This is a genomic window from Paraburkholderia sp. A1RI-2L (assembly GCF_048957375.1).
Taxonomy (GTDB): Bacteria; Pseudomonadota; Gammaproteobacteria; order Burkholderiales; family Burkholderiaceae; genus Paraburkholderia.
This window is the reverse complement of sequence record NZ_JARBTA010000001.1, coordinates 1,988,556-2,000,751: the sequence shown is the minus strand read 5'-3', so window position 1 is coordinate 2,000,751 and position 12,196 is coordinate 1,988,556. Positions and strand designations below refer to the sequence as shown.

General features: G+C 65.4%; 13 protein-coding genes. 7 read left to right on the top strand and 6 right to left on the bottom strand.

What is annotated here, in order from left to right:
- Nucleotides 1-67: 67 nt before the first annotated feature.
- Both PWP93_RS09245 and PWP93_RS09240 read right to left on the bottom strand, forming a co-directional pair.
- On the bottom strand, nt 68-391 hold the full coding sequence (locus PWP93_RS09245) for a rhodanese-like domain-containing protein (protein WP_421044247.1): 324 nt from the start codon (nt 389-391) through the stop codon (nt 68-70).
- A 61-nt stretch (nt 392-452) separates the two neighbouring features.
- Entirely contained in the window at nt 453-1,106 is a 654-nt protein-coding gene (locus PWP93_RS09240) for a protein-L-isoaspartate O-methyltransferase family protein (RefSeq protein ID WP_421023369.1), read from the bottom strand.
- Nucleotides 1,107-1,441: 335 nt separating this feature from the next.
- Here PWP93_RS09240 and PWP93_RS09235 point away from each other — a divergent pair, with 335 nt between their 5' ends.
- On the top strand, nt 1,442-1,699 hold the full coding sequence (locus PWP93_RS09235) for a type II toxin-antitoxin system RelB/DinJ family antitoxin (protein ID WP_421044246.1): 258 nt from the start codon (nt 1,442-1,444) through the stop codon (nt 1,697-1,699).
- Between the two features lie 84 nt (nt 1,700-1,783).
- Here PWP93_RS09235 and PWP93_RS09230 read toward each other — a convergent pair whose 3' ends face one another.
- Both PWP93_RS09230 and PWP93_RS09225 read right to left on the bottom strand, forming a co-directional pair.
- On the bottom strand, nt 1,784-2,995 hold the full coding sequence (locus PWP93_RS09230) for an ABC transporter substrate-binding protein (protein ID WP_421044245.1): 1,212 nt from the start codon (nt 2,993-2,995) through the stop codon (nt 1,784-1,786).
- An 81-nt stretch (nt 2,996-3,076) separates the two neighbouring features.
- Nucleotides 3,077-4,018: a CysB family HTH-type transcriptional regulator gene (locus tag PWP93_RS09225; RefSeq protein ID WP_035527474.1), complete on the bottom strand. Its 942-nt coding sequence runs from the start codon at nt 4,016-4,018 to the stop codon at nt 3,077-3,079.
- 225 nt (nt 4,019-4,243) lie between these two features.
- Here PWP93_RS09225 and PWP93_RS09220 point away from each other — a divergent pair, with 225 nt between their 5' ends.
- From PWP93_RS09220 to cobA, 6 genes are all read left to right on the top strand, one after another.
- Nucleotides 4,244-5,923, top strand: coding sequence for a nitrite/sulfite reductase (locus PWP93_RS09220; RefSeq protein ID WP_421023372.1), 1,680 nt, complete (start codon nt 4,244-4,246; stop codon nt 5,921-5,923).
- 27 nt (nt 5,924-5,950) lie between these two features.
- The gene (locus PWP93_RS09215; RefSeq protein ID WP_421044244.1) at nt 5,951-6,496 is read left to right on the top strand and encodes a DUF934 domain-containing protein; all 546 of its coding nucleotides are present in this window, start codon (nt 5,951-5,953) and stop codon (nt 6,494-6,496) included.
- On the top strand, nt 6,493-7,260 hold the full coding sequence (locus PWP93_RS09210; RefSeq protein ID WP_421044243.1) for a phosphoadenylyl-sulfate reductase: 768 nt from the start codon (nt 6,493-6,495) through the stop codon (nt 7,258-7,260). Before PWP93_RS09215 ends, PWP93_RS09210 begins: the two co-directional genes overlap by 4 nt.
- 99 nt (nt 7,261-7,359) lie before the next feature.
- Nucleotides 7,360-8,322 carry a sulfate adenylyltransferase subunit CysD gene (gene cysD, locus PWP93_RS09205; RefSeq protein WP_421044242.1) on the top strand — a complete coding sequence of 321 codons (963 nt, stop codon included), beginning with the start codon at nt 7,360-7,362 and terminating at the stop codon, nt 8,320-8,322.
- Between the two features lie 25 nt (nt 8,323-8,347).
- The gene (locus tag PWP93_RS09200; protein ID WP_421044241.1) at nt 8,348-9,664 is read left to right on the top strand and encodes a sulfate adenylyltransferase subunit 1; all 1,317 of its coding nucleotides are present in this window, start codon (nt 8,348-8,350) and stop codon (nt 9,662-9,664) included.
- Nucleotides 9,665-9,743: 79 nt separating this feature from the next.
- Nucleotides 9,744-10,517, top strand: coding sequence for a uroporphyrinogen-III C-methyltransferase (gene cobA / locus PWP93_RS09195; protein WP_421044240.1), 774 nt, complete (start codon nt 9,744-9,746; stop codon nt 10,515-10,517).
- 88 nt (nt 10,518-10,605) lie between these two features.
- Here the strand turns inward: cobA and PWP93_RS09190 are convergent, their stop codons facing one another.
- Entirely contained in the window at nt 10,606-10,983 is a 378-nt protein-coding gene (locus PWP93_RS09190; RefSeq protein ID WP_421044239.1) for a sirohydrochlorin chelatase, read from the bottom strand.
- Between the two features lie 62 nt (nt 10,984-11,045).
- A complete protein-coding gene (lptG, locus tag PWP93_RS09185; protein WP_421044238.1) occupies nt 11,046-12,194 on the bottom strand; it encodes an LPS export ABC transporter permease LptG in 1,149 nt (382 codons plus the stop codon).
- Nucleotides 12,195-12,196 lie beyond the last annotated feature (2 nt).

Below are 12,196 nucleotides of genomic sequence, written 5' to 3'. Positions count from 1 at the left end.
GGATGCGCAGGGTAGCGCATCACGCGCCGGCCATGCCTCGCGCGATTCGTCGGTGAACCGTGAGCGATCAGTAGGTGGGCACCTTCGGATCGACCTGGCGCGACCACGCGTCGATGCCGCCTTGCAGGTTGAACACCTTCGTGAAGCCGCGCGACTCGAGGAACATCGCGACCTGGGCGCTGCGCGCGCCGTGGTGGCAGATGCAGACGATCTGCGCTTCGTCGTCCAGTTCTTCGCTGCGCGCCGGAATCTGGGCCATCGGGATCGGGACGCTGCCGGCGATGCTGGCGGTCTGGATTTCCCACGGCTCGCGCACGTCGAGCAGCACGGGGGCGCCGCGCGAGGTGTCGGCGAGCCATTCGGCGAGGGCGGGGGCGGTCAGATTCTGCATGGGAGACTCAGTCGTAGAAATGAGACGAGCCGCTTATGCGGCCCGCCGGAAACACCGTGGTTTAAAACTTGAAACGCGAGGGCTGCACTGCGTTCTCGAGCGGCTCGACATACGTTTCGAACACGGTCGCGATGCGGTATTGCTTCTCGTCCATGCGCGTGATGATCTGCGCTTCCATGACCGGCGCGTCGCCGACGAAAGCGGCCAGCCGCCCGCCCACCTTCAATTGTTCGAGCAGTTCCTGCGGCACCACCGGCAGGCCGCCCGAGACGCAGATCACGTCGTAGGGCGCATTCGCGGCCCAGCCGCGCGAGCCGTCGCCCTGCACGACTTCGGCGTTGAGCACGCCGTTCTTCACGAAGTTGGCACGCGCGAATTCGGCGAGTTCCGGGTCGATCTCCACGCTCAGCACCTTCTGAGCGCGATGCGCGAGCAGCGCCGCCATGTAGCCCGAACCCGCGCCGATCTCGAGCACGCTCTCGTGCTTTTTCACCGCGAGCTCCTGGAGCACGCGCGCCTCGACGCGCGGCGCCAGCATGTGCTGACCGTTGGGCAGTGGCACTTCGAGGTCGGCGAACGCGAGATCGACATAGGCCGCGGGGACGAAATGCTCTCGCTTGACGATCGAAAGGAGGTTCAGGACGTCCTGGTCGAGCACGTCCCAGGGGCGAATCTGCTGCTCGATCATGTTGAAACGCGCTTGTTCGATATTCATGGTGACTCGGCGTTATGGTTCGGGTTCTGTGCAGATGGCCAGGCCTCGGAAAACCAGCAAACACACGCTGAAAACGGTGCCAGGCAACCGCGAGATTGTACCAAAGGGCTTTCGCGCCGCGCCTTGCGGCCGGCGCTGGAAATGCACAAGCGGATCAGTATTTGTCCTGGCTCGAATGCGTGGGGAGGCCCGCCTGGCCATTCGGACGAATGTGCGCGAACGCATCGGGCAGCGAAACTCGAAGCGTCTCTAACCCGCTTCAAAGGAACAGCATGTCTGGCGTAATACAGATGAATTACAGGGTGGCTTCGAACATCACGCGAAGGAGTTGGGGGATGGGCGCAAGCGCATTGGTCCAGGTGCGCGTCGATCCGGCGCTCAAGGAGCGCGCGTCGGCGGTGCTCGAAAACATGGGGCTCACGGTTTCGGACGCCGTGCGCATCCTGCTCACGAGCGTCGCGAACGAAGGCGCTTTGCCCCTCGACTTCGCGCTCGATCCGGCCACGCACGATGCCTGGTTCCGCGCGAAGGCGCGCGAGGCGCTGGAAGACCCGCGGCCGGGCCTTGCGCCCGCTCGCGGGAGTAAAACTTGAAGCTCGAACGGCCGCCGCCCGCGCTGGCCGGCTGTTGCCGGCTAGCGAACCGGCCGAGCCCGCCGAACCAGCCGGCAACCCGAATCACTGCGCGAGATACACGAACTTGCCGCCGCGTATCGTGCCCATCACGCTCGCGCGCTGGTCGAGGCCCACGTGGTCCTTTTCGCTGGTGTTGACCACGCCGTTGGGCACCACCAGCTCGTGGGCGCCTTCGAGCTCCCGGCGCAGCGCCACGCGAAACGCCTCGGTGCCGGGCTGGGCGGTCTTGAGCGCGCGCTTCACCGCATCCTGAAGGCGCGGGTAGACGCCGGCGGCGTCGCCAGCGAACTGCGTGACCGTGCCCGGGCCGTATTTCGCCTCATAAGCATCGACGAACGCTAGCGCGGCCTTGTGCGCCGGGTGGTCCGCCGGCAGCGTGCGCGCGACCACCACGGGCTGCGTCGGGAACAGCGTGCCTTCCACGTCCTTGCCGCCGAGCTTGATGAACTCCGGCGTGGCGATGCCGTGGGTCTGATAGATCGCGCCCTTGTAGCCGCGCTCGACCAGTGTGCGCTGCGGCAGCACCGTGGGCGTGCCGGCGCCCGCGATCAGCACGGCGTCGGGTTTCGCGGCCATCAGCTTGAGGATCTGGCCGGTCACGCTGGCGTCGGTGCGGTTAAAGCGCTCGGTCGCCACGATCTGGATGTTGCGGTCCTTCGCGAACTTCGTGAACTCGTTGAGCCAGCTGTCGCCGTAGCTGTCGGCAAAGCCGATGAAGCCCACGGTCTTCACGCCGTGCGCGGCCATGTAGTGCGTCATCACGTCGGCCATGGCGGCGTCGGTCTGCGCCATCTTGAAGGCCCATACGCGCGCGCCTTGCTGCGGCTCGACCACCGAGGCCGAACCCACCAGCGTGATCATCGGCGTTTTGGCTTCGGCCACGGGGTCGAGCGCGGCGAGCGCGGCCGGCGTGATGTTCGGCCCCACGATCACGTCGACGTGGTCCTCGTTGATGAGCTTGCGGATGTTGCGCACCGCCGCGCCAGGGTCGGAGCCGTCGTCGAGCACGATGTAGTCGGTCTTCTGGCCTGCGATCTCCGGGGGCCACATCAGGATGGCGTTCTTGCTCGTGATGCCGATGGCCGCGGCGGGGCCGGTGCTCGACAGATCGATGCCGACCTTGAGGTCGGCGTGCGCGGCGGGCGCGAACGCGGCCGTCGCCAGCGCGGCAGCCGCTGCGAGCGGGCGTAGCGCGCCGAGGGGCGAGCGCACAAACGAGCACAAGGACGGAATCAGGCGCGGTTGCAGCTTCATGCGATGGGTCTCCAGGAGGATATGAAGCGAAAAGCGTTGTTGTCGTGTTGCGTTGTGGTTTCTTCCGGCGCTCGCGCGCCGTTACAGCTCGTAGGTCTCGTGCTCGCCCTTGAGCGCCTGCTCGATCAGCTTGCGGTTCAGGCTCGGCGAGAGCAATTCCACCAGCGTATAGACGTAGCTGCGCAGGTACGCGCCCTGTTTGAGGGCCACCCGCGTCACGTTGCTGCCGAACAGATGCCCCACCGGCACGGCGCGCAGATGGCGGTCGCGTTCGGCGTTGAACGCGATATCGGCCATGATGCCCACGCCCAGACCCAGTTCCACGTAGGTCTTGATCACGTCCGCGTCGATGGCCTCGAGCACGATGTCGGGCGAGAGGCCGCGCAGGCGGAACGCGTCGTTGATCTTGGTGCGGCCCGCGAACGCATTGTCATAAGTGATCAGCGGAAATTGGGCCAGATCGTCGAGCGAGAGCGGCTTGCGCTCGAGCAGCGGATGGTCCGGCAGCATCATCGCCACATGGTGCCAGGTGAAGCAGGGCAGCGACACCAGTTCCTTGTAGCCGGAAATGGCCTCGGTCGCGATGCAGAGGTCGGCCTGGTCGTGCAGCACCATCTCGGCCACCTGGGTGGGGCTGCCTTGCAGAATTGAAAGGTGGACCTTCGGGAAGCGCCGCTTGAATTCCGCGATGGCGGCCGGCAGCGAATAGCGCGCCTGAGTGTGCGTGGCGGCGATGGTCAGGTTGCCCTGATCCTGCGCGGCGTAGTCCTTGCCCACGCGCTTGAGGCTTTCCACCTCCTGCAGGATGCGCTCAACAGAGGCAAGGATGATGCGTCCTGGCTCCGTGAGCGAGCGCACGCGCTTGCCATGGCGCGTAAAGATTTCGACCCCGAGTTCATCCTCCAGCTCGATGATGGCCTTCGAGACGCCCGGCTGGCTTGTATACAGGGCCTTGGCCGCTTCCGTGAGATTGAAATTCTGGCGCACGGCCTCGCGCACGAAACGGAACTGGTGGAGGTTCATATATAACCCCTTGGCATATCAACCTGATTTTTAGATCGTTTGAATTATAAGGCGAGTTTATTACCATTCCTCCAAGTTTTCCAATATGGATATCTGTTTTGGTCATTAGCAAAGGAACGGCGCATTTCAAGCACGCCAACCGGAAGCCAGATCAAGACGGTCGAATCGAATCGGAGCGCGCGGCGTAACCGGAACGCTGCGAATGAACAACCCTGGGGTCCCCGAATGTACCAATACGATCAGTACGACCAGACCATCGTTGACGAACGCGTCGCGCAATACAGCGACCAGGTTCGCCGGCGCCTCTCGGGCGAGTTGAGCGAAGAAGAATTCCGCCCGCTGCGCCTGCAGAACGGCCTGTACTATCAGCGCCACGCCTACATGCATCGCATCGCGGTGCCGTACGGCAACCTGCGCAGCGACCAGTTGCGCATGCTCGGCCGCATCGCCCGCGAGCACGACCGTGGGTATGGCCACTTCTCGACGCGCACGAACGTCCAGTACAACTGGATCAAGCTCGAAGAGACGCCGGAAATCCTGCGCAAGCTCGCCTCGGTGCAGATGCACGCCATCCAGACTTCGGGTAACTGCATTCGCAACATCACCGCCGACCAGTTCGCGGGCGTCGCGCCCGACGAGATCGTCGATCCGCGTCCGTGGGCCGAGATCCTGCGCCAGTGGTCGACGTTTCACCCCGAGTTCGCGTGGCTGCCGCGCAAGTTCAAGATCGCCGTCTGCGGTACGAAGGAAGACCGCGTGGCCGTGCAGATCCACGACCTGGGCGTCTATCTCGACCGTAACGAGAAGGGCGAAGTGGTCGCGAGCATCCTCGCGGGCGGTGGCCTCGGCCGCACGCCGATCGTCGGTGCCATCATCAAGCGCGACCTGCCGTGGCAGCATCTGCTGACCTACTGCGAAGCCGTGCTGCGCGTGTACAACCGCTATGGCCGCCGCGACAACATCTACAAGGCGCGTATCAAGATCCTCGTGAAGGCGCTCTCGCCGGCGAAGTTCGCCGAGCAAGTCGAAGAGGAGTGGCAGCATCTGAAGGACGGCCCCTCGACGCTCACGCAAGCCGAGCTCGACCGCGTGGCGCAATATTTCGTGCCGCCGGCCTACGAGAAGCTCGCCGATACGGACGCCTCGTACGAGAAGCATCTGCTCGAGAACCGCGCGTTCGCGCGCTGGGTCGAGCGCAACGTGCGTCCGCACCGCGTGCCGGGCTATGCATCGGTGACGTTCTCGCTCAAGACGGGCAAGGTCGCGCCCGGTGACGCCACCGACAAGCAAATGGAAGCCGTGGCCGACTGGGCCGACGAATACGCGTTCGGCAAGATCCGTATCTCGCACGAGCAGAACCTGGTTCTCGCCGACGTCAAGAAGCGCGACCTCTTCGCAGTGTGGGAAAAGGCGAAGGAGCAAGGCTTCGCCACGCCGAACATCGGCTTGTTGACCGACATCATCGCGTGCCCGGGCGGCGACTTCTGCTCGCTCGCGAATGCGAAGTCGATCCCCATCGCGCTCGCGATCCAGGAGCGCTTCGAGAACCTCGACTACGTCTACGACCTGGGCGACCTGTCGCTGAACATCTCGGGCTGCATCAATGCGTGCGGTCACCACCACGTCGGCAATATCGGCGTGCTGGGCGTGGATAAGGACGGCTCCGAGTGGTATCAGGTCACGCTCGGCGGCGAGCAGGGCAACGGCGCCAGCGGCACGCGCCTTGGCCGCGTGATCGGCCCGTCGTTCTCGGCTGAAGAGATGCCCGAGGTGGTGCAAAAGGTGATCGACACGTTCGTCGAGCACCGCATCGACGGCGAGCGCTTCATCGACACGTACGACCGTATCGGCATCGCGCCCTTCAAGGAGCGCGTGTACGCATCGCGCCAGCCGGCCCACGCCTGAACGCAACGAGACACGAGAGTAAGAGCAATGGCATTGATCATCAAAAATCGCGAGATCGTTGAAGACACGTGGCAAGTCGTGCGTGCGGCCGAAGACGGCGCCCTGCCTGAAGTGTCGGCGCTGCCCGCCGGCAAGGTGCTGGTGCCGCTCGCGCTGTGGCAGGCCGAGCGCGACGCGCTGGTCGCTTCGCGCGGCAAGGACGAACTGGGCGTGTGGCTCGCGCCGGACAGCGAACCGGCCGACATCGCCGGCGACTTCGAGAAGATCGCGCTGATCGGCGTGGACTTCCCGGTGTTCCGCGATGGCCGCGGCTATTCGATCGCGCGTCTGTTGCGCGAGCGCTTTGGCTACAAGGGCGAACTGCGCGCGATCGGCGACGTGCTGCGCGACCAGCTGCGCTTCTATGAGCGCTGCGGCTTCGATGCGTACGCGCTGCGCGCCGACAAGGACATCAACGACGCGCTCAACGCATTCACCGAGTTCACGGTGCAATACCAGGGCGCGTTCGACGAGCCGTCGCCGCTGTTCCGCCGCCGTGCCGCGCTGGCAGCCCAACAAGGCGCTGCAGCATGAGCACCGCTTTGGACACAACGGCCAACGACATCCCGGCTGAACTGCAGGCGAAGATCGAGCGCCTCGACGCGCTGCTCGATTCGATCGCCGCGCGCCACGCCAGCGTGAAGCTCGCGAGCAGCCTCGCAGCCGAAGACATGCTGCTCACCCACGCGATCCTCTCGCGCGGCGTGAAGATCGGTGTCTTCTCGCTGAACACGGGCCGCCTGCATGCGGAAACGCTCGGCATGGTCGACAGCGTGCGCGAGCGCTACGGCTACGAGATCGAGCAGTTCCATCCGCAACAGGACGCCGTCGATGAATACGTCGCGCAGCATGGCCTGAATGCGTTTTACGAGAGCATCGATCTGCGCAAGCGCTGCTGCGAGATCCGCAAGGTCGAGCCGCTGAACCGCGCGCTTTCGGACGTTTCGGCCTGGGTCACGGGTCAGCGTCGCGAGCAGTCGGTGACGCGTGCCGAGCTGCACGAGGAAGAGCAGGACGGCGCGCGCGGCATCGCCAAGTTCAATCCGCTCGCGGACTGGACCGAAGCCGAGGTGTGGACGTATCTGCGCGCCTTCGACGTGCCGGTGAACCCGCTGCACGCGCGCGGTTACCCGAGCATCGGCTGTGAGCCCTGTACGCGGGCCGTGCGTCCGGGCGAAGACAGCCGGGCGGGGCGCTGGTGGTGGGAGTCGCGCGACACGAAGGAATGCGGGCTGCACATCACGTCGGTTTCCGCGATTCCGGTTGTGCAAGCGCCAGCCGCCGGCCAGGCGAACTAGATTTGAAGGTTGTCGCGCCAATGCCTGCAAAGGCGGCGCGAAGTCGAACACAGAGCACCGCGTCCCATCAACGGGGGCGCCTAGACGAAGGATCCGAACATGAGCACGACGCTCGATTCCGCAGTGAACGCACCGCTCCAGGTCACGGCGAACCGCATGGACCATCTCGACTGGCTCGAAGCCGAGTCGATCCACATCCTGCGCGAACTCGTTGCCGAGTGCAGCAAGCCCGCGCTGCTGTTCTCGGGCGGCAAGGACTCGGTGGTGGTGCTGGCGCTGGCGCTCAAGGCCTTCGGCCTCGGCGCGAACCGCAAGACCTCGCTGCCGTTCCCGCTCGTGCACATCGACACGGGCCACAACTACGAAGAGGTGATCGACTTCCGCGATCGCCGCGCCGCCGAAATCGGCGCCGAGCTCGTGGTGGGCCACGTCGAGGATTCGATCAAGAAGGGCACCGTGCGCCTGCGCCGCGAAACCGATTCGCGCAACGCCGCCCAGGCCGTCACGCTGCTCGAAACCATCGAGCAATACGGCTACACGGCGATGATCGGCGGTGCGCGCCGTGACGAAGAGAAGGCTCGCGCGAAGGAGCGCATTTTCTCGTTCCGCGACGAATTCGGCCAGTGGGACCCGAAGGCGCAGCGCCCGGAACTGTGGAGCATCTACAACGCACGCCTGCACAAGGGCGAGCATCTGCGCGTGTTCCCGATTTCCAACTGGACCGAGCTGGACGTGTGGCAGTACATCGAGCGCGAGAAGCTCGAACTGCCGTCGATCTACTACGCGCACCAGCGCGAGATCGTGCGCCGCAACGGCCTGCTCGTGCCGGTCACGCCGCTCACGCCGATGAAGGATGGCGAAGTCAGCGAAATGGCGCAGGTGCGTTTCCGCACGGTGGGCGACATCAGCTGCACATGCCCGGTGGAAAGCGATGCCGACAACGTCGAGAAGATCATCGCCGAGACGGCCGTGACCGAAATCACGGAACGCGGCGCGACGCGCATGGACGACCAGGCGTCGGAAGCCGCGATGGAACAGCGCAAGAAGCAAGGTTATTTCTAAAGAGCACGCAGAGGAAGAAACGAATATGGTTACGACGCACCAACCTGAAGACCTCGGCGTGCTGCGCTTCATCACGGCGGGCAGCGTGGACGACGGCAAGAGCACGCTGATCGGCCGCCTGCTGTACGACAGCAAAGCAGTCCTGAGCGACCAGCTCTCGGCGCTCTCGCGCGCGAAGAACAAGCGCACCGTGGGCGACGAGATCGACCTGTCGCTGCTCACCGACGGCCTCGAAGCCGAGCGCGAGCAGGGCATCACGATCGACGTGGCGTACCGCTACTTCGCCACGGCACGGCGCAAGTTCATCATCGCCGACACGCCGGGCCACGAGCAGTACACGCGCAACATGGTCACGGGCGCTTCCACGGCCCACGCCGCGATCATCCTGATCGACGCCACGCGCGTGACGGTCGAGAACGGCGTGACGCAATTGCTGCCGCAAACCAAGCGCCACAGCGCGATCGTCAAGCTGCTGGGCCTCCAGCACGTGATCGTCGCGATCAACAAGATGGATCTGGTCGACTACAGCGAAGCCACCTTCGATCTGATCCGCGACGCCTACGTCGCGCTCGCGCGCCAGCTCGGTCTGGAGAACGTGCGCTTCGTGCCGGTTTCGGCGCTCAAGGGCGATAACATCGTGGCCGCGAGCGAGCGCATGCCGTGGTACGCGGGCGAGCCGCTGCTCGACGTGCTCGAGGCGCTGCCGGTCGAGCAGGCCACGGGCGACGCGCTGCGCTTCCCGGTGCAGTGGGTTGCGCGCCAGGACGGCTCGAGCGCCGACGACTTCCGCGGCTACATGGGCCGCATCGAAGCGGGCGAAGTGAAGATTGGCGACGCCATCACGGTGCTGCCGGCGGGGCGTGCGGCTACGGTGGCCGAGATCATCGCGCCGGTGCCGGGCGGCACGGCGCAGGTCGACCGCGCGTTCGCGGGCCAGACCGTCACGATCCGTCTCGCCGAAGATGTGGACGTTTCGCGCGGCGACACTTTCGTGCCGGCAAACGACACGGTGGAGCCCGCGAAGAAGCTCGAAGCGGACCTCTGCTGGTTCGACGAAGAGCCGCTCTCGTCGCAGCGCAAGTATCTGCTCAAGCAGACCACCAGCACGGTGTTCGCGAAGATCGGCGCGGTCAAGGAAGTGCTCGACGTGCACACGCTCTCGCACGCCACCGACCGCCACAACCTCGCGATGAACGACATCGGCCGCGTGGCGCTCACGCTGCAAAGGCCGGTCGTAGCGGACCTGTATGATGTGCACCCCGGCACCGGCGCGTTCGTCCTCATCGACGAGGCGACGCACCACACGGTGGCCGCAGGCATGATTCGCGCGGTTGCCGCCTGACGCGGCACGGCGCGTAGGTGACAGCGCGCCGCCGCCAGGGTTCGATGGCGGCGCGCCGACACAGGAGTCAACGAGGCAAATGGGCAAGGTTTATCTGATCGGCGCCGGACCAGGTGCGGCGGACCTCATCACGGTGCGCGGCGCGCGTCTGCTCGCGCGGGCGCAGGTCGTGCTGCACGATGCGCTCGTCGAGCCGGCGATGCTGGATTACGCCCCGCAGGACGCGAAATTCATCGCGGTCGGCAAGCGTTGCGGCCAGCGCTCGACGGCGCAGCACTTCATCAACAAGCAGATCGTCGATGCGGCGCGCGAGCACGACGTGGTGGTGCGCCTGAAGGGCGGCGACCCGATGCTGTTCGGCCGCGCCGACGAAGAGATGCGCGCGCTCGAAGCGGCGGGCATCGAGTACGAGATCGTGCCGGGCATCACGGCCGCGCTGGCGAGCGCGGCCACGCTGCAACGCTCGCTCACGCTGCGCGGCGTGTCGCGCAGCGTCGCGCTTGCGACGTACTCGCGCGCAGCGGGCAGCGAGGAGATCCGCGAGCAGGTCAATGCCGATTCGCTGGTGTTCTACATGGGCCGCGACAGCGCGCCGGAGATCGCCCGGCAGTTGATCGAAGCGGGCCGCGCGGGCGCGACGCCCGTGGCGATCGTCGAGGCCTGCAGCACGGCGCGCGAACGCACGCTCACGCTGACGCTCGCGGGGCTCGAAGCGGGCGAGGCGCACGACTGGCTCGATCCGGCACAGCCGAGCCTGCTCATGATCGGCGAGGCTTTTGCCGAGCGGTCGGTGCAGCAGTCGCAGGCTGAAGACGAGACCCGGGACGAGATGCCGGGCTGTCGGGCCGCATGAGGCAACGAAAAACAACAGGGGTAGCAGAACGTGCGACGGGCCGCTGAATGAAGCGGCCCGTTTGCTTTGGTGCAGGCGTTAGTGCGTTCTAGTCATGCTCTTGCGCGAGACAGTACTGCACGATCGCGTCGAGCACGCCGTCGTCCTCGCCCACGGCGCTCGCGCACGAGAGCCGCACGTGCGGATGCGCCGCCTGGCATTGCGCGATGAGTGCGGGCAGGTCGCGCCGGATATGGCCGCCCTGGCCGAAAAACACCGGCACCACCGTGATGGCGTCGCAGCCCAGCGCCGCTTGTTCGGCGATGGCCTCGGGCAGGCTCGGCGTCATGAGTTCGAGGAAGGCGAGACTCACGGGCCGCGCCGCGCCGCGCGTGGCGGCGAGCTTGCCCGCGAGCCGCGTGAACGGCTCTTTCCAGCGCGCATCGCGCGCGCCGTGGCCGAAGAGGATCATGCCGTGCGTGCCCATCGCCGTATTTTCCTGAGGAGCGTGGTCTGGCCGCTAATCGATACCCGCGCGTCAGATCGACGTTAGTGCCGGTCGACCCATTTCAGGCTGAACAACCCGAGCGCCAGATAGATGAGACCCGGCGTCGCTGCAGTGAGCGGCGCAGGCCACGTGTTCAGTGTACCGATGTGCGAGAACAGCGTGTTCACGAGCTGGAAGCTCATGCCGAGCATGATCCCGCCGAACACCTTGATGCCCACCACGCCCGCGCGCGTATGCAGGTACGCGAACGGCAGCGAGAGCACCAGCATCACGAACACCGCGAACGGGTAGATCAGCTTGCGCCAGAACGCGATCTCGTAGCGCTGCGTGTCCTGATGGTTTTCCGCAAGGTGCTGGATATAGCGGAACAGGTTGAACATCGACATGCGATCGGGCGAGACCAGCAGCACCGAAAGAATCTGCGGCGTGAGCTCCGAGCGCAGCGAGTACTCGGGCACGGCGGTTTGCTGCGCGCGATAGACCGGATTGAGCGCATCCGTGGGCTGGCTCGGCGGCGGCGTCACGCTGATGAGCTGGGTATCCGTCACGTCCTTGAGCAGCCAGTGCCCCGGCGGCTGATACTTGCCGCTCTTCGCGACGCGCACGTTCGAGAGCCTGAACTGCGAATCGAATTCGTAGATGCGCACGTTGGTGATCGTCGCGTCGGGCAGCAGTTCGCCCACGTTGACGAAGCGCGTGGCCTGTTGGCCGTCGGCGCGCGCGGTGAGCGTGTCCTTCACCCACACCCCCGACTTGAAGTCGGACGACACGGCGGAGCCGAGCGCCTCGAGGCGCACGCGCTCGGAGAGCTGATCGGTGTACGGCCCGATCACTTCGCCCATGAGGTAGGTGAGCAGCACGAGCGGAATGCCGATCTTCAGGAGCGAGCGCAGCGCTTGACCGGTCGCGAGACCGGACACGCGAAAGATCGTGTACTCGGAATTGGCGGCCATCTGCGCGAACACGTAGATCGCGGCGATGAGCGCCGCCACCGGAATGATCTCGTAGAGCCGCGACGGCGCCTGCAGCGAGACGCGCAGCACCGCGTACATGAACTTGTAGTTGCCGTGGCCGACCGAGTTCAGCTCGTTGATCAGGTCGAAGAAAAAGAACAGACCCGAAAACGCAAACAGGATGAACACGAAGGTCACGTAGACCTGGCGTGCGAAATACTTCTCGTAGATGCGCATCG